This is a genomic window from Lebetimonas sp. JS032 (genome assembly GCF_000523315.1).
Taxonomy (GTDB): domain Bacteria; phylum Campylobacterota; class Campylobacteria; order Campylobacterales; family Nautiliaceae; genus Lebetimonas.
In genome coordinates this window covers 1182941-1206217 of record NZ_ATHS01000001.1, presented here as the reverse complement: position 1 = coordinate 1206217, position 23277 = coordinate 1182941, and the positions used below count along the sequence as shown (strand labels likewise).

Genomic DNA, 23277 nt, shown 5'->3' with positions numbered 1-23277 from the left:
CAAGTCTTTCATATTTATGCATTAAATGCCTTTTAAATCCATATGCGTTATTTCTATATATTTATTTATATTTTTAAAAATCTCATCATTATATTTATTATAAAAAAATTCCATTACATCAAATAATTTAAACATAAACTGATTAACGCCTCTTAAAGAGCCTTTTGTATATTTATAAATCATTTTATAATGTTTTGTATTGAATTTCTCGGCGAGTGGTATTAAATTTGTTCTTATCAATTTTGTATTAATAAAATATTCTATTTCATCTACATTAATAGGAACAGTTTTAAACAGGTAATTAATTCTCGTTTTAAAATGTTTTTTTTGCAGTAGTTTATTCAAATCTGTATCGTGTGTGGCAAAAACAACTGTTAAATTGCCTTTATCAGCATAAATTCTTAAATTTTCCAATACAGAATCTTCCAATAACTGCGCTTCGTCTATAAACAAAAAATAATGTTCATTTATATCCAACGTTTTAAGGATATTTAAAATAGCATTTATTTCCAAATAAGGATTCGATATATAAAAAAGATTTTTATCATTTTTCAATTCTTCATATATCGATTTTAAGACCATACTTTTACCGCTGCCTGCCTGCCCTGAGAGAAAAATCATCTTCTCTTTCTGATTAACGGCATTCAATAAATCAATTTTTAATTTTTCAATACTTGCCAAAGGAATATAATTATTTACATCAACCACATCTCTGAATAACTCTTTTGCTTCACTTAATTTGGCCAAAACCTAAATCCCTGAGCGTTTTTTTCTTACTAAAGTCAATTATATGAGGGGTTATCACAAATACAAGCTCTTTTCTGTTGGTAATTTTTTCTCTTGAAGAAAACAGATATTTAATTAATGGTATTTCTTTTAAAACAGGTACCCCGTTTACGTTTAATATATCATCTTTTGTAATTAAACCTCCAAGAACCAATGTATCATTGTCTTTTAATTTTACAATGCTAAGCATTGTGTTGTCTCTTGTGTCCGGAGGCATGTCTCTATTAGGATTAGTCAACTGATTAGGATTTTTAAAAGAGCTGATTCTCGGTGCAATACTGAGAATAATATCTCCGTTGTCATTAATCTGAGGTGTAATATCAAGTACAACACCTACAAATTTTGAATCTATTGTATATTGAATAGATGGAGAGGCATTAGGATTGTTTACTACACTCGAAGCATATTTATAGTTTATTGTATCCCCTACGCTGATAATTGCTTTTTGATTGTTTAGTGTTACTATTTTAGGATTTGAGAGTGAATTTACGTTTCCGTTTTGAGCAAGGAAATTTAATAATCCATCTAAATTAAAAGTTGCAGAATTAAAAATAGATTCTTTTCCAACAAGTTGGCTAGCAAAATGATTCATAGGCACTGCTGCATTATTTAATGATATATTTAGTTTTGACCAATCAATACCAGTTTTATGAGAACGGGAAAGTTCAACAGTATAAATTTTCACATCTATTAAAACCTCTTTTGTAAGTCTGCTCATAAGATTATCAACATATTTGTCAATCTCTTTAATTTGTTTTTTTGTACCTGTTACAGTTATAAGACCGGCGGATTTATCTATTACCGGAGGTTTAAAATCTATAGATGTATTTTTTAAAATTGTTTTTATGTTATCTTCTATTTTATCCCAGAAATCAAAACTGTATGTATTTTTTACCTTGCTGTCTGTTGCGTCCAAATTAGATTCACCTGTTCTTGATGATGTGAGAAAATCCAGTTTGTAAGTTTTTGTTTTATAAAAACTTACTTCCAATGTGTCATTGTCCACTGTATAAAACAAATCCCTTTTTGAAAGAAGCAAATCCAGTATTTGCTTTAATGTATAATGTTTTATTTTAACAAAAGGCATTTTCTCTGAAACAATTTTTTTGGCTTCCTCATCATCATACACAATATTTATACCACATTTTTGGGTGGCCAATAAATTTAAAAAATCTTTTATACTCATTCTTTCATTTTGATTAATGCTATTTGAATATGAAAAAAATTTATTATTACATTCATTTGCATTTGCAAAAATACTTAAAGCAATAAACACTATAACAATTAATTTTTTCATTTTTCAATCCTTATTTTTAATGTTTTCTCATTTAATTTTTTTACAAGTTTTTTATTATTACAGTTTAAAATGATTTTATCACTGTAAATATTTTCTACATTACAGTTTTCAACTTTACTGTTTTTTTTCACCCATTTTTTATATTCTTTTATCTTTTCATCACCCATAAATTCTTCTATTTTTATAAATGCACTGTTATTCAGTAAAGAAAGCAAAGTAATATGCACTATTTTTTTAACATTTTTGTTTATTTTTTTATTCATAAATAATAATTTTTTAGGTTTAAAAAACGGTGATTTTACGTCACCTATTTTGGTTAGTTCAAAATTATATGTAACCAATTTATTCGCATATTCCAAATATTCCTGCCTTGAGGCAAACGCTAAAACCGCTATTGTCAATAATAATACCTTTTTCATTTTCCGTATCCATACAATGTATATTTTATCATATATTCACCTTTATCGGTTGCATTTAATTCATTAACCCTTAAAAGTTCTTTTGTATTTTCATATTTGTAAATATAGTAAATCAAATTTTTATATTCGCCTTTTACATTCACTATAATATCCATCTTTTTATTAATATAACTGTGTTTTGTGTCTTTATATAAACTATTTGCAAAATTCATCAGTTTAAGACCTTCATTTTTTGCATCATATACAATATTTCTGACATATTCTGCCCATTTGTATTTATTAAATTCTGCAAAATCCAGCAATGAAATTAAATCATCGAAAAAAGTCTTTTGTTTATGTAAAGAATTTTTGCTTAATTCCAGTTTTTTTATTGTTTTACGCAAATTTGCAATTTGGGTAATATAAACATTTTTTTGTATTTTTAAATGATTTAAAGTCTGGACATTGTTTTGATAGTTTTTTTCCTCTTTTTTCTTAAAAGAAGAAGCCAACGGATAAATAAAATAATAAATTATAAATCCAAGCAGAAATATAGTAATTATATGAATATACAAAACATCTTTTTTTGTTTTGTTTTCAAAAAATTTGTCTAAAAAATTTTTATTTTTCATTCTTTTATCCTAATTTCAGAAATATATTTTTTATTTTTCAAAACAATACCCCCTGTATAAACATTAAATCCGTTGTTTGTCAAATCGTTTATCAAATTGGCGATATTGGAATCTTTATCGGCAAAAACATTAAAAATAAATTCATTTTCTTTATATGATAAATTTTTTATATATACTTTATTTTTATTTATAAACAGTGTTATATCTGTTAATTCCTGAGATTTAGGGATATAGGAGTATTTGAATTTATAAACTTCGTTTATTAATTTTTTATCTTCTTTTATATCATAGCTTAATTTTTTTATTACGGTTTCAATGGATTTCTTTTTATTATCCAATCCGTTTTTTTGTACTATAAGGACAGAAATTTCCTTGTTTAATTTATTAATCTGTAAATTTAACATATTGTTTTTATGATTATAAACCAGACCGTCGATATAGAGATATAACGGGGCGGCTGCAAAAATAACGGTAGCAACGCTTACACTCAATACAAATTGACCGCTAGGTCTGTAAAAAAATGTAGGTTCTCTCAAAAATAAAGAAAAATTATACGTAAAATCATTATATTTATAAGCATAATGTGTTTCAAGCATTCCCAAAAATAAAAGGGGATCAATTGGCAGTCTGTCAAGATTGTAATTTTCATAAAATTCAAAATCGAATGTATCTATATTGATATATTTTGAAAAATATGTGTTTAAACCTTCGACATTACCATATTTGGTAGTAATAAAAAGTCTGTCAATATTATCTATATTATATATATCTATCAGTTTTTTTATCTGATCCTCAATTATGCCTGCAAATATATTAAATTCTTTAATAAGCTCATTGTAAACCACAAATTCTTTTGAATTATATTTACTCTGGTCTACCCCTTTTTGTTTTAAAAGTTTTTGAAAAACAACAATATCAAAATTTGCAATATTTAATTTTGATATTTTTTCATATATTTTATCCAGTCCGCCGGAAATTGTAACAATTTTTACAATTTTACCTTCCGAATAGAATGTAATAAATATTTTGTCATCAAGAATTACGACAAACATATCATTTGCCAATGTAAGAATTTTTTCCTCATATAAAGATTTATAGGAAAACGCAGGAAAAGAAATATAATCTATATAACCTACTTTATTTAAAATTTGTTCAAAATGATTTTCTATAAAAGTCTGGGAAACAATTACCGTTTCAACCATTACTCTTTTTTCATCTTTTAACAAATCTACAATTTTATATTTAATTACATATTTTTCTGTTTCGTCAATACCTGTTTCTTCATATACTTTGGTTTCAATAAATTTGTCAAGTTCTATTTTTTCCAAAATATTTTTATCAATTTCAAAATTATAAAATATGGCATTTTCAATCGGAATATATGTATTTAATAAAGGGGTGGATTTTAAGCTGTCTCTATATATTCTTAATAATTTTTTATCTGCATATAAAATATAAGCTTCTTCGCCTTTTATACCGATAATTTTATCAACATCATAATTGTATTTTTTTAAAAACTTAACATTAGATGTAAAATTTTTTATTTTTTCTTTTAATTTCATGTTTCTACCTCATATCCAAGTTCTTCAAGCATTTTTTTATTTTTACTCCATCCTCTCACAACTTTTACAAAAAGCTCTAAATAAATCTTTTTAGAGCTGAATTCTTCTAAAAGATTTCGGGCGTAAATTCCGATTTCTTTTATCTTTTTCCCTCTTTTCCCAATAACCATTCCTTTTTGGGATTCTCTTTCAACAATAATTGTAGCATAAATTTTATCAAAATTTTCATATTCGTCTAATTTTTCTATTAAAATATCTGTTTCATAAGGAATTTCATCACCCAATTTTTCAAAAAGTGCTTCTCTTATCAGTTCTTTATATATATCCCTGATATTTTCTGTTGAAATAATTTCCGGGTCGTAATAATAAGGATGTTCCGGTAAATATTCAACAATATCGTCTAATAATTCCTCTCTTCCATTTCCAAGAGCGGCACTTACAGGGATAATTTTAAGAGCTTTTGAAATTTTTTCATAATCTTTTATTTTTTTTGCAATATCTTCTTTTGAAACTAAATCTGTTTTTGTAAGCACCAAAATATGCGGTATATTTTTTTTATTTAAGTCCAAAAACCATTCATAACCTTTTATATCGTCTCTGATGTCGGCTAAAAAAAGTATTAAATCACTGTCGCTTAAAGCTTTAAGCGCTTCATTTAACATAAATTTATTAAGGAGTTTTTCTTTTTCATGAAGTCCGGGTGTATCAAGAAGAATTATCTGATTGTCTTTATACATGACAATTGCATTTACTCTTTTTCTCGAAGCATTCGCCTTAGGGGAAACCAAAGCTATTTTTTCCCCTAAAAGCCAATTAAGCAATGTTGATTTTCCGGCATTCGGTTTTCCTATAATACCTACGAAGCCACTTTTTGGCATAAAATTCCTTATAAAATATATTTTGTTATTTCTTCATTTTCTACTATATCGTCCAATTTACTTTTAACATAAGCTTCATCTACAATAAATTCCCTTCCATTGTATTCATCGGCGCTGAAATTAATCTCTTCTAAGACTTTTTCAACTACGGTATGTAGCCTTCTGGCACCTATGTCTTCCGTTTTTTCATTTGCCAAAAAGGCATATTTTGCAATTTCTCTTAAAGCACTTTCAGTAAATTTAAGAGTAACACCTTCAACTTCAAGAAGCTTTTCATACTGTTTAATTAATGAATGTTTAGGCTTCGTCAGAATCTGATATAAAGCTTCTTCATCAAGACTTTGAAGTTCAACCCTCAGAGGAAATCTTCCCTGAAGTTCCGGAATCAAATCGCTCGGTTTACTTACATGAAAAGCCCCGGCCGCAATAAATAAAATATGGTCTGTTTTAACATATCCGTATTTTGTATTTACGGTTGAACCTTCTACTATCGGAAGCAAATCCCTCTGGACACCTTCTTTGCTGGGGTCCTGCCTCTGGTTTCCGGTGGCTGCAATTTTATCAATTTCATCTATAAAGATAATTCCGTTTTCCGCTCTTTTTAGAGCTTCTTTTTTAAGTTCTTCTTTACTTATTACTTTTTCGGCAGCCTCTTTTTTTAAAAGCTCTTTTGCCTCTTTAACCGTTACTTCCTTTTTTTCTTTATTCTTATTAAAAATTCCTATAATTTTTACAATGCTTTCCTGTGCCTTAACCATCTCCGGAGGCAGATTGTCATCCCCGTCAATACCTTCTTCAACCTCGATAGTTATTTTTAAATGATCGACATCACCGTTTTTTACTTTCTGTTTCATTTTTTCAAATGTGTTTTGATATTCCATCTGTTTGGATTCGGGCGCATTTTTGGGAAGTGGGGGCAAAAGTTTTTTTGTAATTTCTTCAATTATATTTTCTTCTATCAGTTCCTTGGAAGCCTCCTGCATTTCTTCTCTTACCAAATTAAAAGAATTATTAACCAAATCCCTGATCATACTCTCGACATCACGTCCTACAAATCCGACTTCTGTATATTTGCTCGCTTCCACTTTTACAAACGGGAGTTTCATCATCTTTGCCATTCTTCTCGCTATTTCTGTTTTACCGACGCCTGTCGGTCCTATCATCATTATGTTTTTAGGCATAATATCGTCTTGCCATTCTTTTGTAAGCTGTATTCGTCTGTATCTGTTTCTAAGAGCGATTGCTATTGTTTTTTTGGCGTCTTTTTGTCCTACAATATATTCGTCAAGGTATTTTACTGTCTCTTTTGGTGTCAAATTCATTTTTGCCCTTCTATTTTTAATATTTTAATATTATGGTTTGTATAAATACATATGTCCGCCGCAATACTCAGAGATTCTTTTACAAGCTCTTCAGGGGACAATTTTGAGTGTTTTGTCAGAGCCCTTGCAGCAGAGAGGGCGTAATTGCCCCCGCTTCCTATAGCTGCGAGTTCCCCGTCTTCAGGCTCAACCACGTCTCCGTTTCCGCTTAAAATAAAAATATGTTCGGGGTTAAGCACTATCATCATGGCTTCAAGACGCCTTAGGTATTTATCTTTTCTCCAGGCTTTTCCAAAATCTATTACCGATTTTACCAAATCACCTTTTCTGTTTTGAAGGTTGTTTTCAAACATATCGAATAAAATAAAAGCGTCAGCCGTACTTCCGGCAAAACCTGCCAGAATTTTACCGTTGTAAAGCGTTCTTATTTTTGTTGCGTTTCCTTTTAATACCGTATGTCCAAATGTAACCTGTCCGTCTCCGCCTATTACGGCCACACCGTTTTTTTTGTACCCGAGTATTGTTGTAGCTTTTAAGTTTATTTCCATTATTCGCCTTCAACAATAAGTTTTAAATTGGCATTTATACCGTGTCCCAATTTTATTTTAACATTAAATTCCCCCACGCTTTTAATCTGTTTGGCTTCTATATCTTTTTTATCCACATCTATTCCTTTTTCTTTTAAAACTTCAGAAATTTCTTTATTTGTTATAGCCCCGTAAAGCTGCCCGTTAGCCCCTAATTTATGTTTAATAACAACAGGTGTGTTTTCTATTTTTTTCTTTAATTCTCTTAATTTTTCAAGCTCCGTTTTTAAAGCTTCTTCTTTTATTTTCTGCTCTTCTTCCCACTCTTTTATAACTTCCGGGGTTGCAAGTTTTGCAAAACCTTTTGGAATTAAAAAATTTCTTGCATATCCGTCTTTCGCATTTTTAATTTCTCCTGCTTTTCCAAGTCCTCTTACATCTTTGATTAATAACACTTTCATTAAAAAACCTTTTTTTTTATTTGCATTTTACTAAATTTTAGTTAAAATAGCAAAAATAAAATTAACAAAGGTTTAATTATGAAACCTACCCCTATTGATGAAGAAGTCACATTCGAAGATGTTGGAGTATTTGGAAGACCTATAATAAGTAAAACAGATTTAAAAGGTATAATTACATATGCAAATACTGCTTTTTGTAAACTCTCAGGTTATTCAAAACAGGAATTGATAGGTCAGCCCCACAACATTATAAGACATCCTGATATGCCAAAAACCGTTTTTAAACAGATGTGGGATGCGCTGGAGAGAAATGAAAAATTCAGGGGATTTGTTAAAAATTTGAGAAAAGACGGCAAATATTACTGGGTGGAAGCTTTCATTGAACCGGTATTTGATGAAAACGGTATAAAAACGGGTTATATTGCCGCAAGAAGACCTGTTTCAAAAGAAGATAAAGAAAAATATGAAAAAATTTATAAAGAAATGAAAGAAAAGGAAAAATAATGCTAATTGTCTATGAAAACGGAAAAATAATTGCTCTTGGCAAAAATTTGTTAAACACATTAAATATAGCTTTGGAAGAAATGTCACAGGTTATAACGCAGCTGGAACTTGAAATGGCCGTTTTAAATAAAAATTCAATACAGATAAAAAACAATATTTTCAAAATTACAAAAGAAAATCTGATAACATTAAAAAATTTGGATATATTTCATCTGAAAAAAATAGAAGAATTTTCCTATAATGAAGAAAAAGAACTTTCCCATGCGACAATGGATAACGAATTAAACGAATTGAAAGTGCTTCCAAAAGAAGAAATAATGGAGGCTTTACAAACGCCGGAAGTAAACATTATCGAAGAAGAAGAGGAAGAAAAACCGATTGAACTTAATTTTGAAGACAACATAAGCGAATGCGAAAAAATATTTGCAAAAAAAGAAAACATTAAAGAAATAATTGAAAAAGAATTAAATACCGCTATGGAAGATTTGGGCATAGACCAAAACATGACCGATGAACTGTTTAACGATTTGCTAAAACAGTTTAAAGAAAAAAAAGACGCCTTATATAAAGCCATTGAAAAACATGATTATAAAGAAATACACGAAATAGCCCATTTTTTAAAAGGGGCCTCTTTAAATCTACGACTTTCAAATCTTGCCTTAATTTTTAAAACTATCGATGAAGAAGCTAAAAAAGAAACAGATATCAGCATTATTAAAAATCTGGCAGATAAATTTTATGATTTTATTTCACCCTTGACAAACAAGAAAAATACAGAAAAAGAAAATAAAAAATCAGAAAATAAAAATATTGAAATAGACCCGAAAATTAAAAATATAGTCTTAAACACCATAAGAGTTTATCTGGAAACACAGGACGAACAAAAATTTCAAAAAGATAAAAAATTTATCGAAAAACTGCTAAATACAAAAATTGATTCATTAAATGATTTGCAGTATATATTAAAGGAAAATAAATGAAAAAAATCATATTATTGATTTTAATTACTTTTGTCTTTTCTCAAAATTTATATTTTATTGCATTTAAAGATATTCAAAAAGCAAAACATCTGCTAAATTCAGACCCGCAAAAAGCAAATACGTTATTTATTGAAGCAGGCAGCTATTTAAAACAGATAATTAATTCATCCATAAATTCTAACAAACCTTCTTCGCAGGCGCTGAATTTACTCGGTGAATTATATTTAAACGGCTGGGGTGTTGAGAAAGACATAAAAAAAGCAAGACTTTTATTATGTGCGGCAAAAAATTTAGGCAATTTCAGAGCACAAATGTTAATTAAAAAAAACAGTTTAAAATGTCCCGCAAAAATCAATCTTAAGGAGTTAAAACAATGAAACTATCATTATCAAAACTACTGGCAATTGCAATATGGCTGCCGTCTTTAATTTTAATAGGTTGGAGCGGCTATAACCTCTATAATCAATTTCAAACATATAAATCAAACACATTAAACATTAAATATCTGCAACTGGGTAATAAACTTGAAAATTTACTTGTTTATCTTGGTCAGGAAAGAGGTATCAGCTCAATTTATGCTGTATCAAAGGGAAATTATCCCGAATCAAAAAAACTTTTAATGCAAAAAAGAAAACTTTTTGATACGGCAATATATGATTTGAAGAAATTTTTAAATAAAAATCCCGAATTTTACAGTGACAGCAAAAATATTTTGAATTTATTAAACAATTTACCAAACATAAGAAAAAAAATAGATTCGTTTTCAACTGATTATATTCACACATATTTTTTTACATATTATACAAATCTTGAAAATCAGATATTGAACACTGAAGCTAAAATATTTCAACATTTCCCTCAAACGGTAAAACTGAATTTTGCTTTAAAACTCGAACTTGACAAAATGATTGCATATTCAGGTATTACAAGAGGTTTCGGTTCATATTATATTACAGCGGACAAGCCTATGAGTGACAAGGATTATGAAAACATTTTAATGAAATATTATCATGATTCAAATATATTAATTACCAATTTGAGCAAAAATCCAAAGGCAAAAGAATTTTTTAAAGATAAACAGTTTAAAAGAATAGAAAAAGCCATTAAAGATACTATTTTTTACATTCAGCAAACAAATATGGGTTATTATTTAAATAATGACTTTGAAGGTTATCCTATTGACGCAATTGACTATTTCAATATTTTCACAAAAAGAATTTCTTATTTTAAAAACAGCGTAAATATGATAAACGGTGATATTAATAAACAAATTGACAATCTGATTTCAAATTCTATAAAAAAAAGGAATATTGCAATAGTGATTTTTATTATTGCCATATTGATTTTAATTTTAGGTTTTTATATCGATAAAACTATAAGGTCACATATTAAAGCATTATCAAACACATTAAACAAATTGGCACCTATTACAGGTGAAAATGTTCAAATAGATATCAATACCCCTAAAGGTATGAATGAAGCTTTGAAAATTACAGAAGAAGCCATCGCCATTACACAAGAAGCCGTTAAAAAATCCGAAGAAGCTTCAAAAGCAAAATCTTTATTCCTTGCAAATATGTCTCATGAGATCAGAACACCTCTTAACGGTATTTTGGGATTTTTGGAACTTCTTAAAACAACAGAACTCACACCCGAACAACAGGATTATATAAACACTATCGCTCAAAGTGCCGAAAACCTATTGCAAATAGTAAATAACATTCTGGATGTTTCAAAAATCGAAAGTAATAAATTAACATTAGAAGAAATAGATTTTAAAATAGAAGATGAAATAGAAAATACATTGGAAGTATTTACGACCCCTTGCGCACAAAAAGAAATCGAATACGTGTCATATATTTCGCCTGACATTCCTTCTGTTGTAAGAGGAGACGTATTAAAAATAAAAGAAATTTTAACCAACTTAATAAACAACGCCATTAAATTTACACATAAAAACGGAACTATAGAAGTAAATGTCAGACTCCAGGAAATCAGGGAAAACAGGGCAAATATTTATTTTGAAGTAAAAGACACCGGTATAGGAATGAGCGAAGAGCAGAAAAACAAAATATTTGAAGCATTTGCCCAGGCTGACGAAAGCGTAACAAGAAAATACGGAGGAACAGGACTCGGTCTTACCATCGTTAAATCCTATATTGAAATGATGGGAGGAGAAATAAAGGTTGAGAGTGAAATAAACAGAGGAAGTAAATTTTATTTTGATTTATGGTTTAATATTGCCGATGCAACACCTAAATACAGAAAAAATATATTCTCAAATTTAACATTTGCTATTCTTAACACTTTTAAAGACACAAAAAGAAAAGATTTAAGCCTTGAATATTTAAACTTCTTCGGAATTAATAAAATCGGCTTCAATGATGTCAATGAACTGAACAAATTGTCAAAAAACGAAATTATTGACGCTGTAACAATCTTTTATGAAGAAAGTGAAAAAGATAAAATTAAAGAATTGGAACATGTAAATTATCCCGTAATTTTAATTTCTTCCCTGGCTTATAAAAAAGAAATAGACAATCTTGATTTTAAACAGTTTAATATTTATGACCCGAACGTTCCTTCAAAATTCTATAATGCAGCATTGTTTACAAAAGAAAAAATACAAAGAGAAGTAAAAAAAGCTGAAATTGAAAAACCTATTTATGAACTTCATGCATTAATTGCAGAAGATAATCCGATTAATATGAAATTATTGGAAACTACTTTAAAAGGGCTTGGCGTAAAAACAGATTTAGCCCATAACGGATTGGAAGCGTTTAATAAATATTCTTCAAATTCTGATAAATACGACGTTATATTTATGGATGCACAAATGCCTGTAATGGACGGTATTGAGGCGACTCAGGAAATACTTGAATTTGAAGAAGAAGAAGAAATACCTCATACTCCTGTTATTGCCGTTACGGCCAATGTATTAAAAGGAGACAGGGAAAGATTTTTAGGCGCCGGTATGGATGATTATATTTCAAAACCGATAAAAAAAGAAGAACTCTTAAGAGTGATTGAAAATGTCTCCAAAAACAAATATTCAAAAACTTTTGAAAAAGAAGAAAATTTACAAAATTATAAAGGTTTGGAAACAGAAAAAACAAATGAAAAAAATATTGAGGAAAATCCACAAAACATTCAAAAAGAAGAAAATATTATAATTGCTTCGGATACAGATTTACTTGCCCAGTATTTAAAAAGCATAATTCCTGAAGCTAAAATTGCAAAAAGTATTAAAGAATTGTCAAATTTACTTAATTCAAATGCTAAAAATATTGTATTGATAGAAAACGGGTTCAATAATTCTGATATTAAAAAATTAATATCAACCTTAAAAAACAACAATACAAAAATCATTGCTTTAAGCGATACAGATATAGAAGCAGACGTAATAATAAAAGATTTGTTACCTGAAAATATTCTAAATTCTATTAAAAAGGTTAAATAATGGCAAAAAAAATTCTTATAGTGGATGATGACGCCACAAACAGAAAATTATTGGAAGCTATATTAAAAAAAGGAGATTATGAAATTATCGAAGCAGAAAACGGGATAGATGCATTAAATAAATTAACCCCGGACATAGATATCATCCTTTTAGATTTGGTAATGCCGTTAATGGGAGGATTGGATTTTTTGGAAATTCTTCCTTCCAAAAAACCGGAATGCATGAACATACCGGTTATTGTTTTAACTACAGACGATTCAAAAAGAGTTGAAGCATTAAACAAAGGTGCAAAGGAAGTAATAATAAAGCCTATCAATCCGTCTATTCTTTTAGATAAAATCGCCTCTTATTTATAAATTTTCAATTCGTTATATAAACTATCCCTCTCTACGGGGATATATCCGCTGTCTTTTATAAGATGCACAAGTTCGTCAAGTTTCAAACCGTTTGCCGAATTAGCGCCGGCCGCTGAATTAATTGATTCTTTTTCAATCGTTCCGTCAATATCGTTTGCCCCGTAATTTTGCGCCACAAGAGACAAATTAAGCGTCGTAGTGACCCAATACGCTTTAATATTAGGAACATTTTCAAGTAAAATTCTGCTTATTGCCATAGTTTTTAAAATTTCCACCCCGCTTAAAAATTTTTTTACATTTAAATAATTGTTTTTTCGCTGATAAACAAGAGGTATAAATGCGTTAAAACCGCCTGTTTTTTCCTGTAAATCCCTTATTCTTAATATATGATCAATCCTGTGGGCTCTGTTTTCAATATGTCCGAACAGCATGGTTGCATTTGATTTTTTCCCGCGTTTATGCCAAAGTTCATGAATTTTAAGCCAGTTTTCACTGCTCACTTTGTCTTTGCAGATTTTAGCCCTAATTTTTTCATCAAATATTTCAGCCCCGCCCCCGGGCATGGAATCAACGCCGGCTTCAATCATATCATCAAGCACTTTTTCATAACTTTTTCCACTTAGTCCGCTAAAAAAATTAACCTCAGCGGCCGTAAACGCTTTTATATGAATATCTGGAAGTTCCCCTCTTATGGCTTTTACTATATTCATATAATACTCATACCCCACATACGGATTATGCGCCGATACTATATGAACCTCTTTTGCCCCTTTGGCATAAGCGTTTTTAGCAATTTCAACACATTCTTCAATACTTAACGTATAGGGATTGGGATTTTTTCTATGGGCGGAAAAAGCACAGAATTTACAGACATCTTTACAAATATTGCTCGGATTTATATGCCTGTTGATATTAAAATATGTTTTTTTGCCAAATTTTTTTTCCCTTATTGTATTAGCCGTTTCCCCTAAGGTAAAAAGGTCCATATCATATAATTTAGCCGCTTCTTTTAAAGACAATTTTTCACGATTTTTCAATTTTTTCAAAATCAACACCAATCCTTTTTATTTTTTTGTTAAAATATCACAAAAAAGGCAAAAATGCAACTGGAAGAGCTGATTTATTCAAGTAACGATGATTTTGAAATATCAAAAATTTTAAAAAAAGAGATAAAAAATTATCTTCAAAATATAAAAATTGAAGGCGGGAAAGATTTCTTTGTAAAACACACAAAAAAAATGGATTATTATATCTCGCTGATTTATAAATATTTAATGAAAAAAACTTTCGATGATTATTCACCCCCTGTGAATTCAATTCCTATTACCGTTATAGCGCTCGGAAGTTACGGAAGGGAACAGCTCTCCATTTATTCCGATATAGATATAATGATAGTTTATAAGAATATCAAAGGCTACAATATAAATTCAATAATAGAAAATTTCATTATAATGCTTTGGGATTTGGGGCTAAAAATAGGACACAGGGTTCATGAAATAAAAGATTTATTTCCTGCAAGCAACGAAGATATAACCATTAAAACCGCAATGCTTGAGAGCAGATTTATAACAGGTAGCAAATTTTTATGGGTTGAAACCCAAAATGAATTAAACAAAATAAGAAATTACAACAAAAAAGATTATATTCTGGCCAAATACGAGGAAATGCTGGAACGCCATAAAAAATATCCTGTTACAATGGAGCCTAATATAAAAGACGGATTCGGTGGAATAAGGGATTCAAATACCCTTCTATGGATAACCAAAGTACTTTTTAATTATCCCAACACATCATATTTAATACCGAAATATATTAATGAAAACGATTTCAAAGAATACAGAAGCTCACTTGAATTTTTATTTAAAACAAGAGTATACCTTCATTTAACAGCCAGGAAAAAAACTGATAATGTTATTTTGGAATATCAAAGGGAAATAGCCCTGAATTTAGGATACACCGATTCCCCAAGGTTAAAAGCGGAAAGAAAATTTATAAAAGATTTGTTAAAAGCTTTATGGAAAATAAATCTTATTACAAATATAACAATAAAAAGACTGATAAAGCCTTATTTATATAAATATCCTGTTTCGAAAATCAAAGAAACAAGAATTAAAAAAAATTTTTATTTATGTGAGGAAACCTTATATACAAGGTTTAATGTAAAAATAAAATTTAACGATTTAATAAAAACACTGATTGATACGGATTTTAAAAAATGGGATATTTCTTTAATTTCACTTTTAAAAGAAACAAAATTTCAAAAAATAAATGTTAAAAAACTTTTTTACAAAGAAAATTTATATCCTCTGTTTTTTGCACTTTATAAAGCGGAAAAACTGAGAAAACTTTTTCCGCCTTTTGAAAAAGTAAAATTTTTAGCACAGTTTGACGGATATCATCACTATCCTGTGGATATCCATTCATTATATACGTTAAAAGAAATAGAATGTCTGGACGAATTTAAAAGGCTATCAAATAAAGATAAAGCGATTCTTAGATTCAGTGCATTTTTTCACGACCTCGGAAAAGGAAGAAGCGGAGACCACTGCATAATAGGTGCCAAAATAGCAAAAAATTTTGCCCAAAATTTAGGGTTTGAATCCGACACTGTTTTTAAACTTGTAAAATATCATACATTAATGTCAAATGTGGCCCAAAGAGAAGACATATATAACGACAAAGTAATCCTTTCTTTTGCCCAAACAATGGAAAACGAACGTTTTTTAAAACTTTTATATATTTTAACCATTGCCGACATCAAGGCCGTGGGTAAAGACGTATACACCCCTTTTAAAGCAAGCCTGCTTAAAAGCCTTTATGAAAATACATTAACGGCACTAAAGCATAAAGAATTAATTAATGAAATAGCCATAAGAAAAAGAAAAGAAAATATTCTTAAAAATAAAGAAGAATTTAAAAAACTCCCAAAATCTTTTCAAATTCAGCTTTTGACTTCCCCGTCCAATCAGCTGTTTTTACAAAATGGCATTAATGAAATTTTATTAACAGCCCTGTGGCTCAAAGATACACAGAATTTTAAGTATAAAATCGAAAACAAAACACATTTGACAATTCATTTGGCAAAAGAAGACAAATTAAATTTTTCCATCGGATGGTTTTTGGAAAAAATAAAACTGCCGCTTAATCACCTTAGCATATATAAGATAGGGGAAATTAAATATTTCAAAATAGAATTTAACGATAATGTGGAAGATTTTGATATCCCTTTAATTGAAAATTACATAAAAAAAGCTTTTGAAGAAAATCAGCAAATTAAAACAAAAGTAAAATTTAAAAAAAGGGAAATAAAAATAGACTGCTTTCACTCCCCCAATTACGCTTCGATGAAAATAAAAACAGAAGATAAAAAAGGAATAGTCTCTACAATTTTACAGGTTTTGGACGATTTTAAAATAAGAGTCGAAGATGTTAAAATATCCACACAAAAAAATATAGCAAGAGATTTGTTTATCATTTCCAAAGAAAACGGCTTTTGCGAAAAAAAAGAAAATATATTAAAGGCGTTAACATGAAAAAAAGAATTTTACTTATTATTGCCTTAATTATGATTATTACCACCACTTTAAGAACCGTTGCAATTACCTACTCGTTTTTAAATTTTTCAAATACCGTAATTCAAAATGAAAATAACTTTATAAAAAGTCTTTTTCTAAATTCAAAACCCCAGGATTATAATAAACTTATAAATATAATAAACAATTCATCGCATATAAAAAACATAGCAATATTAAAAACATATAAGAATTTAAAGACAATTTACGATAAAAAAGATAAAACAATAATTTCTTACATTAAATTAAACAAAAAAAATATTATAAAAATTACATACGATGCAAAAGAATATTATGAAAAATTATTTATTGCCTTAATAAAATTAATTACAATAGGTCTAATTTCTTTAGTAATTATTATATTGACGGTAAATTATTATTTAAATCCCTATCTGGAAATTTTTGAAAATATAAATAAAAGCACAAAAGAAATTTTAAAAGGTAAATTTGACCAGCAGATATCGACTAAATTAAAAGGAGAAGCAAAAGATTTTGTAAATTCGTATAATTATTTTTTAAATAAACTCAAAGAAAGTTTCGGCGTTATAGAAAACAAATATACAACCCTTATAGAAAAAGAAAAAAGTTCCGACCCTTTAAACGATGCAAAAGAGACAATTGAACAGTTGAGTGAAATTTTTAAATTCAAAAGACTTATAGAGGAAGATTTAAATATCGAAAGTGTATTAAACAGATTAATTAATGTAATTAAAAATCAAGGAATTAATAATTTTATCTTAATAGGAATAGACAGCAATAAAAAAGAAATAATATATGAAAAAACAGAAGAAGAAGAATGCTGCGATGTAAAAGAGAATTTTCTTTTATGCAGAGCCTACAGAACTAAAAATGAAATAAATTCTTTAAAATATCCGGGTATCTGCCAAAGACATTTTTGTGAAAATAATTATATCTGCATTCCTTTTTCAAACAGCGGCAATTTTAACGGAATATTAAAAATAATGATAAATAATGAAAATGAAAAAAATAGCATAAAAAACATGCTGCCGTTTTTAAAGGCGTATTTAAATGAAATTTCATCTATTTTAGAATCTAAATATACACTTGAACTCCTCCATCAGCAGACCATCAAAGATCCCCTTACAGGACTTTTTAACAGGAGATATTTAGAAAATACGCTTCCTATTTTAATAGCTTCTGCAAACAGGGAAAATAAAAAGCTTGGATTCTTAATGATAGACATAGACCATTTCAAACAGGTAAACGATACTTACGGACATAAATCAGGAGATATAACATTGGAAAAGTTATCAGAAATTTTAAAAAAATCAATCAGAAAAAGTGATATAGCCGTACGTTACGGAGGTGAAGAATTTTTAATTATTTTACAAAACATAAAATCTATCGATGATGCAAAAAAAGTTGCCGAAAAAATAAAAAACACTATGGAAAAAACAGAAATTGAACTTGACAACGGAAAAAGTATCATAAAAACCGTAAGCATAGGTATCAGCATTTATCCTGACCAATGCAAAAAAGGGTGGGAGTGTATAAAACTGGCAGATATAGCCCTTTATGAAGCTAAAAACACAGGAAGAAACAAAGTGGTATTATTCAACAAAGAAATAAAAGAATATCAAAATTATATCAGTTCTTAAGCTTATTTTTATTTTTTCTTGGTTTTGCAAATTCAATCAAATCTTCCGCACTGAGTATCTCTTCTGGCAGATTTTCCAGACATTTTAAAAACACCCTCGCAGTTGTCCTGGCATCTCCAAGAGCCCTGTGATGGGTTTCTTCAGGCAAATCAAGCTCTTCCATCAAATATTTAAGACCGTAACGGCTGGCTTTAATGGTTTTTTGAGACAGAGTTAACGTACATACACATCTGTTGAGAAGTTTGCCTAAATTCTCTTTTTCAAACTGATAAACCAAAAAATTAAAATCAAAATCCGCAGGATGAGCCACAAAAACAGAATCTCCCAAAAAAAGCCTGAATTTTTTAAGTATTTCTTTTTGAGACATCTCATTTTCCAGCATTTTTTGGCTGATTCCAGTCACTCTTTCCACAAAAACAGGAACATCATCTGCATAAATTAAAAAATCAAAACTGTCGGTTATTTTTAAATTTTTAATTTTAACCGCTCCTATTTCAATAACCTGCCCTCTTTGGGGCTTTGAATTGTTTACTTCAATGTCAACAACCACATATTCAGTATCTTTAAAAGAAATTAAAGCTGTTTTTAAAAAAACTTTTTCATCTTTTATTATTAAGGGGAGACCCTGAAACTTTAAAACATCAAACATACTCTCAAAATCAAACCCCGGATAATCTTTTTGAAAAATTCTTAAAAATTTTTCTTTACTCACTCCGTTTTTTAACAATTTAATTTTATCCATTTTTATCTTTTTTATGAAATTATATCAATTAAAATATTAAAATAACACTAATTTGGAAAAAAATTATTAATTAATAGTTTTTTTTATTGACAATACTGAAAAACTTCATTATAATTGCAAAAATTATTTTTAAAGGAATATTTATGGTATTGGTAATGAGGGTGGGAGCCAGTGAAGAAGAGATTAATAAAACAATTGAACAGATTAAAAACTGGGGTCATGAGGTAAGCGTAGCCCCGGGTGAAAAACAGGTGGTTATAGGAATTATAGGGGATAAAACAAATCTCTCCGGAAAACCTCTTAACACACTTCCGGGTGTTGCAAAAGTTTTGGAAGTATCGGCACCTTTTAAAAGGGCAAGCAGACAATTCCATCCTGAAGACAGCGTATTTGACATTGAAGGCGTAAAAGTCGGCGGAGGAAACAAAGTAATTATAGCCGGGCCTTGCAGCGTTGATACGGTAGAAAATGTGGTATATTTGGCAAAAGTTGCAAAAGAAAACGGAGCCCATATGCTAAGAGGAGGAGCGTATAAACCGAGAACTTCGCCTTATTCGTTCCAGGGACACGGCGAAGATGGTCTTAAAATGCTTATGGAAGCAAAACAGCAGACAGGACTTCCAATTGTAACTGAGCTTATGAGCATAGAAGATATCGATGTTGTATATAAATATGCCAATGTTATCCAAATAGGGGCTAGAAATATGCAAAATTTCCCGCTTCTTAAAGCAATTGGGAAACTTGATAAACCTGTTATTCTTAAAAACGGTATTGCATCGACTCTAAAAGAGCATTTAATGAGTGCCGAATACATTATGAGTGAGGGTAATGAAAAAGTAATCCTCTGTCTAAGGGGCACAAGAACATACGAACCGAGTGTTAGAAACACCATTGATGTAACACTGGTCCCTATAATGCAAAAAATGACACATTTGCCTATAATAGTAGACCCGAGTCATGCGGCCGGAAAAAGGGAATTCGTAAGCGCACTTGCTTATGCGGGTATGGCTGTCGGAGCCGACGGACTTATTGTTGAGATGCACAACTGTCCGAAAGAAGCCCTAAGCGACGGAGACCAGGCTTTATTACCAAGGGATTTTGAATTTTTAATGAAAAAACTAAAAACCCTTATTCCTTGGAGCCAAAAAGAGTGGTGGGAATTTGACGCACAAAAAGAAACAGACTGCATAAAAGTAAAATAACCTTTTTTTCTTCTTTTTTTTCATAAATTTTTGATATCAATCTGTTAAAATTTTTTGTTATAATATCTGTTATGTAAAGGAGTCTGTGATGGAAAAGGAAATTTTAACAGATTCAATAATCACCGCAAAAGAAGCACTGAAAAAAGCTCCTGAACCAAAGAAATACTTATTAAAGAAATTAAAGAATATCTGCAAATGAAAGGCCTTTAATGAAAAAAGCAAAGATAGTAGCGACACTCGGCCCTGCTTCGATAGATAAAATCGGAGATTTAATAAAAGAGGGGGTTGATGTTTTCAGACTTAATTTTTCCCATGCCGACCATAAAACCCATAAAAATTCCATTTTAAAAATAAGGGAAACTGCAAAAAAACTAAATTCTAAAACAGCCATACTTCAGGACATAAGCGGCCCCAAAATAAGAATAGGCGAAATTAACGGTTTGCTTGAGCTTAAAAGAGGCGATAAAATAAGACTTGTCAAAAAAAACCCAAAAACAGTTTATGATTTAACAATCAGCTATCCTCAAATAATCGATGACGTAAAAACAGGAGAATATGTATTTTTTGCGGACGGAAGCATCCGTACAAAAGTAATAGATAAAGATAAAAATTCCATTACTCTGGAAGTAAAAAATGAAGGAGTGCTTTCAAGCAGAAAAGGGGTTAATTTTCCTCATTCCGACCTTAAAATTTCAGCTATTACCGAAAAAGATAAAAAAGATTTGATTTTTGGTGCAAGAAATAAAGTAGATATTGTCGCCATTTCATTTGTAAACTCTAAAGATGATATATTAAAAGCAAAACAGATTTTAAAACAAAACAATGCCTCTCCTTGGGTTTTTGCAAAAATTGAAACAAAAAAAGGTGTTGAAAACATAGATGAAATAATCGAAGTCGCAGACGGAGTTATGGTGGCAAGAGGCGATTTGGGAATTGAAGTGGGACTTGAAAAAGTCCCCGTTATCCAAAAGAAAATAATAAGACGTGCAAATAAATTAAAAAAACCTGTAATAACGGCAACGCAAATGCTTTTATCGATGGTAAATTCCCCTTTTCCGACAAGAGCCGAGGTTAGTGATGTGGCAAATGCGGTAATGGACGGAAGCGATGCGGTAATGCTCAGTGATGAAACCACAGTCGGGAAATATCCTGTTAATGCGGTTGAAACATTGAAAAAAGTAATAATTGAAACCCAATATATTTATCCGTATAATAAAAGATACGAAATCCAAGACATCGACGCCATTGCGGCAAGTATTTCTGATTTAGACAAAGGTATAAACCCCAAGGCTATTGTATGTTTCACAAGTTCAGGAACAACTGTAAAAAGTATTGCAAAATACAGGCCGAAATCCCCTATTATCGCTGTAACGCACAGTAGAGTTACAAGCAGAAAATTAAAAGTTGTCTGGGGGGTTGAAAATATAATTGAAGTCCCTAAAATAAAAAATCCTGAAAGATTGATTGGTAAATTCCGTGAAATTGCCTTACAAGACAACATTCTAAAACCCAAAGACAAAATTATTGTCACAATGGGAAGTATTGTAGGAAAAGAAGGAACTACAAATATGATAAGGATTATTGAAATTTAAATAATTTCAATATCAAAATAAAATTCTATTTCCGGAAAATTTTTATATAAAAACTCTTCTATTGTTTTTCTGATTTCTCCGGCTAATTTTTCATTATGGGAAGCATAAACAATTGCAAAAGCTTTATTTATTTTTCATTTCTTTTTTGCATTCTTCACAAATACCGTAAATATAAAGCTCTTTTTGTGTATCAGGGAATTTTTCCTCTATATCGTTTATAATACTTTTATTCAAAGGCACATCTATAACTCTGCCGCAGTTTTTACATATAAAATGAGCATGGTCTTCTTTGCTTAATTCGTATTTTGGCTTTTGATGCAGACAAACTTCGCTTATAATACCCTCTTCTTTTAAAGAGGTAATATTTTTATAAATAGTTGCAAGAGAAATGCTTGGAAACATCTCTTTTATTTTTTCATAAATTTCCTCAATACTTGCATGTCCCTGATTTTCAAGTTCTTTTAAAATAGCGAGTCTTTGAGGTGTTGTCTTGAGAGTGGAATTATCAAGAATATTTTTTATATTTTTCATATTAACCTTTCTTTCTGTTTTTTAAAAAACATATAAAGAAATATTTTTTAAAAAACAGAAAAAGAAGAAATTAAGCGTTTTTAAACGTTTTTACCATTTCTTCCATTTCTTTTACATCATTTTCATCTATTAAATCTTCTAGTGTTACATAACCTCCGACATTTCCTGTCATTGGTTCTACATCAGTGTTAACAGGAAGTGTTTTTTTACCAGGTTTCCAGTTTGCAGGGCAAACTTCTCCAGTTTTATATGCATGCTGATGAGCAATAATTTGTCTTAAAAATTCTTTTACGCTTCTACCTACAGGTGGAGCTTGAACTTCTTCAGCTACAATTTGTCCATCTGGATTGATTAAGAATCTACCTCTAAGTGCAAGTCCCGCACCTTCAATCATTACACCGAATTTTCTTGTAATTTCACCAGTTGGGTCCTGAGCAATTGTAAGTTTAAGATCTTTTAATAGTGGTTCGGTTTCCACAAATCTTTTATGTGAAAATTTAGTATCTGTTGAAACAGCCAATACTTCTACCCCAAGTTCTTTTAAAAACGGAAGTGCCGCATTCATTGCCGCAATTTCAGTTGGGCATACAAATGTAAAATCTGCCGGATAAAAGCATGCTACTGTCCATTTTCCTTTATAATCTTCGCTGCTGACTTCTGTATAATGACCAGACTCCGCATTATAAGCTTCCGCTTTAAATTCAGGCATTTCTTTTAATACCAATACTCCACTTTGTGTTTGAACATTTTCCATATTTACCTCCTCTTTTTGTGTTTTATTTTCGGCTTCTTTAGCCAATTGTTTTGTATCTTTTTCGCATGCCATTTGGCACTCCTTTATTACTTTTTGTTACAT

22 protein-coding genes are annotated in these 23277 nt (G+C 29.8%); 9 read left to right on the top strand and 13 right to left on the bottom strand.

The genetic code is table 11. The annotated features are described in order from the left end of the window. Positions 1–21: 21 nt before the first annotated feature. The 9 genes from DZ65_RS0106800 to rplI are packed head-to-tail and all read right to left on the bottom strand — an operon-like array spanning position 22 to position 7863. A complete protein-coding gene (locus DZ65_RS0106800; protein ID WP_024787893.1) occupies positions 22–747 on the bottom strand; it encodes an AAA family ATPase in 726 nt (241 codons plus the stop codon). Then, complete coding sequence (locus DZ65_RS0106795; protein WP_024791428.1) at positions 731–2083, bottom strand: type II secretion system protein GspD; 1353 nt, start codon at positions 2081–2083, stop codon at positions 731–733. Before DZ65_RS0106795 ends, DZ65_RS0106800 begins: the two co-directional genes overlap by 17 nt. Continuing rightward, a complete protein-coding gene (locus tag DZ65_RS0106790; protein WP_156919581.1) occupies positions 2080–2502 on the bottom strand; it encodes a hypothetical protein in 423 nt (140 codons plus the stop codon). Before DZ65_RS0106790 ends, DZ65_RS0106795 begins: the two co-directional genes overlap by 4 nt. Further along, positions 2499–3113, bottom strand: a complete 615-nt coding sequence (locus DZ65_RS0106785; RefSeq protein WP_024787890.1) for a hypothetical protein — start codon at positions 3111–3113, stop codon at positions 2499–2501. Before DZ65_RS0106785 ends, DZ65_RS0106790 begins: the two co-directional genes overlap by 4 nt. After that, positions 3110–4675, bottom strand: coding sequence for a hypothetical protein (locus tag DZ65_RS0106780; RefSeq protein ID WP_024787889.1), 1566 nt, complete (start codon positions 4673–4675; stop codon positions 3110–3112). The genes DZ65_RS0106785 and DZ65_RS0106780 overlap by 4 nt, the downstream gene beginning before the upstream one ends. After that, the gene (gene era / locus DZ65_RS0106775) at positions 4672–5553 is read right to left on the bottom strand and encodes a GTPase Era (protein WP_024787888.1); all 882 of its coding nucleotides are present in this window, start codon (positions 5551–5553) and stop codon (positions 4672–4674) included. Before era ends, DZ65_RS0106780 begins: the two co-directional genes overlap by 4 nt. An 8-nt stretch (positions 5554–5561) precedes the next feature. Further along, entirely contained in the window at positions 5562–6875 is a 1314-nt protein-coding gene (hslU, locus tag DZ65_RS0106770; RefSeq protein ID WP_024790926.1) for an HslU--HslV peptidase ATPase subunit, read from the bottom strand. Beyond that, positions 6872–7423, bottom strand: coding sequence for an ATP-dependent protease subunit HslV (gene hslV, locus DZ65_RS0106765; protein WP_024787886.1), 552 nt, complete (start codon positions 7421–7423; stop codon positions 6872–6874). The genes hslU and hslV overlap by 4 nt, the downstream gene beginning before the upstream one ends. Beyond that, positions 7423–7863 (bottom strand): 50S ribosomal protein L9, encoded by a 441-nt coding sequence (gene rplI / locus DZ65_RS0106760; protein ID WP_024787885.1) that lies wholly within the window; start codon positions 7861–7863, stop codon positions 7423–7425. Before rplI ends, hslV begins: the two co-directional genes overlap by 1 nt. Positions 7864–7941: 78 nt before the next feature. Here rplI and DZ65_RS0106755 point away from each other — a divergent pair, with 78 nt between their 5' ends. From DZ65_RS0106755 to DZ65_RS0106735, 5 genes are read left to right on the top strand one after another with little or no spacing between them, the layout of a single operon-like run. After that, positions 7942–8367 (top strand): PAS domain-containing protein, encoded by a 426-nt coding sequence (locus tag DZ65_RS0106755; protein ID WP_024787884.1) that lies wholly within the window; start codon positions 7942–7944, stop codon positions 8365–8367. Continuing rightward, positions 8367–9347: an Hpt domain-containing protein gene (locus tag DZ65_RS0106750; protein WP_024787883.1), complete on the top strand. Its 981-nt coding sequence runs from the start codon at positions 8367–8369 to the stop codon at positions 9345–9347. Before DZ65_RS0106755 ends, DZ65_RS0106750 begins: the two co-directional genes overlap by 1 nt. Then, complete coding sequence (locus DZ65_RS0106745; protein ID WP_024787882.1) at positions 9344–9724, top strand: SEL1-like repeat protein; 381 nt, start codon at positions 9344–9346, stop codon at positions 9722–9724. The genes DZ65_RS0106750 and DZ65_RS0106745 overlap by 4 nt, the downstream gene beginning before the upstream one ends. Beyond that, positions 9721–12807 carry an ATP-binding protein gene (locus DZ65_RS0106740; protein WP_024787881.1) on the top strand — a complete coding sequence of 1029 codons (3087 nt, stop codon included), beginning with the start codon at positions 9721–9723 and terminating at the stop codon, positions 12805–12807. Before DZ65_RS0106745 ends, DZ65_RS0106740 begins: the two co-directional genes overlap by 4 nt. Then, positions 12807–13163: a response regulator gene (locus DZ65_RS0106735; protein WP_024791427.1), complete on the top strand. Its 357-nt coding sequence runs from the start codon at positions 12807–12809 to the stop codon at positions 13161–13163. The genes DZ65_RS0106740 and DZ65_RS0106735 overlap by 1 nt, the downstream gene beginning before the upstream one ends. Here the strand turns inward: DZ65_RS0106735 and mqnE are convergent. After that, positions 13154–14218 carry an aminofutalosine synthase MqnE gene (gene mqnE / locus DZ65_RS0106730; protein WP_024787879.1) on the bottom strand — a complete coding sequence of 355 codons (1065 nt, stop codon included), beginning with the start codon at positions 14216–14218 and terminating at the stop codon, positions 13154–13156. The two genes, DZ65_RS0106735 and mqnE, sit on opposite strands and share 10 nt — an antisense overlap. A gap of 45 nt (positions 14219–14263) precedes the next feature. Here mqnE and DZ65_RS0106725 point away from each other — a divergent pair, with 45 nt between their 5' ends. Together DZ65_RS0106725 and DZ65_RS0106720 are read left to right on the top strand one after the other, a co-directional pair. Further along, positions 14264–16696: an HD domain-containing protein gene (locus tag DZ65_RS0106725; RefSeq protein ID WP_024790925.1), complete on the top strand. Its 2433-nt coding sequence runs from the start codon at positions 14264–14266 to the stop codon at positions 16694–16696. Further along, complete coding sequence (locus tag DZ65_RS0106720) at positions 16693–18354, top strand: GGDEF domain-containing protein (protein ID WP_024790924.1); 1662 nt, start codon at positions 16693–16695, stop codon at positions 18352–18354. Before DZ65_RS0106725 ends, DZ65_RS0106720 begins: the two co-directional genes overlap by 4 nt. Here DZ65_RS0106720 and DZ65_RS0106715 read toward each other — a convergent pair. After that, complete coding sequence (locus DZ65_RS0106715; RefSeq protein WP_035908210.1) at positions 18344–19096, bottom strand: 3'-5' exonuclease; 753 nt, start codon at positions 19094–19096, stop codon at positions 18344–18346. The genes DZ65_RS0106720 and DZ65_RS0106715 overlap by 11 nt on opposite strands. 143 nt (positions 19097–19239) lie before the next feature. On the opposite strand from DZ65_RS0106715, the gene aroF reads away from it, so the two are divergent. Further along, positions 19240–20298 (top strand): 3-deoxy-7-phosphoheptulonate synthase, encoded by a 1059-nt coding sequence (gene aroF / locus DZ65_RS0106710; RefSeq protein ID WP_024787877.1) that lies wholly within the window; start codon positions 19240–19242, stop codon positions 20296–20298. Between the two features lie 209 nt (positions 20299–20507). Continuing rightward, entirely contained in the window at positions 20508–21890 is a 1383-nt protein-coding gene (pyk, locus tag DZ65_RS0106700) for a pyruvate kinase (protein ID WP_024787876.1), read from the top strand. A 123-nt stretch (positions 21891–22013) separates the two neighbouring features. On the opposite strand, the gene DZ65_RS0106695 is transcribed toward pyk, so the two are convergent. Then, positions 22014–22421 (bottom strand): Fur family transcriptional regulator, encoded by a 408-nt coding sequence (locus DZ65_RS0106695; protein WP_024787875.1) that lies wholly within the window; start codon positions 22419–22421, stop codon positions 22014–22016. A gap of 70 nt (positions 22422–22491) precedes the next feature. Beyond that, positions 22492–23247, bottom strand: a complete 756-nt coding sequence (locus DZ65_RS0106690; protein WP_024790002.1) for a peroxiredoxin — start codon at positions 23245–23247, stop codon at positions 22492–22494. Between the last annotated feature and the right edge of the window lie 30 nt (positions 23248–23277).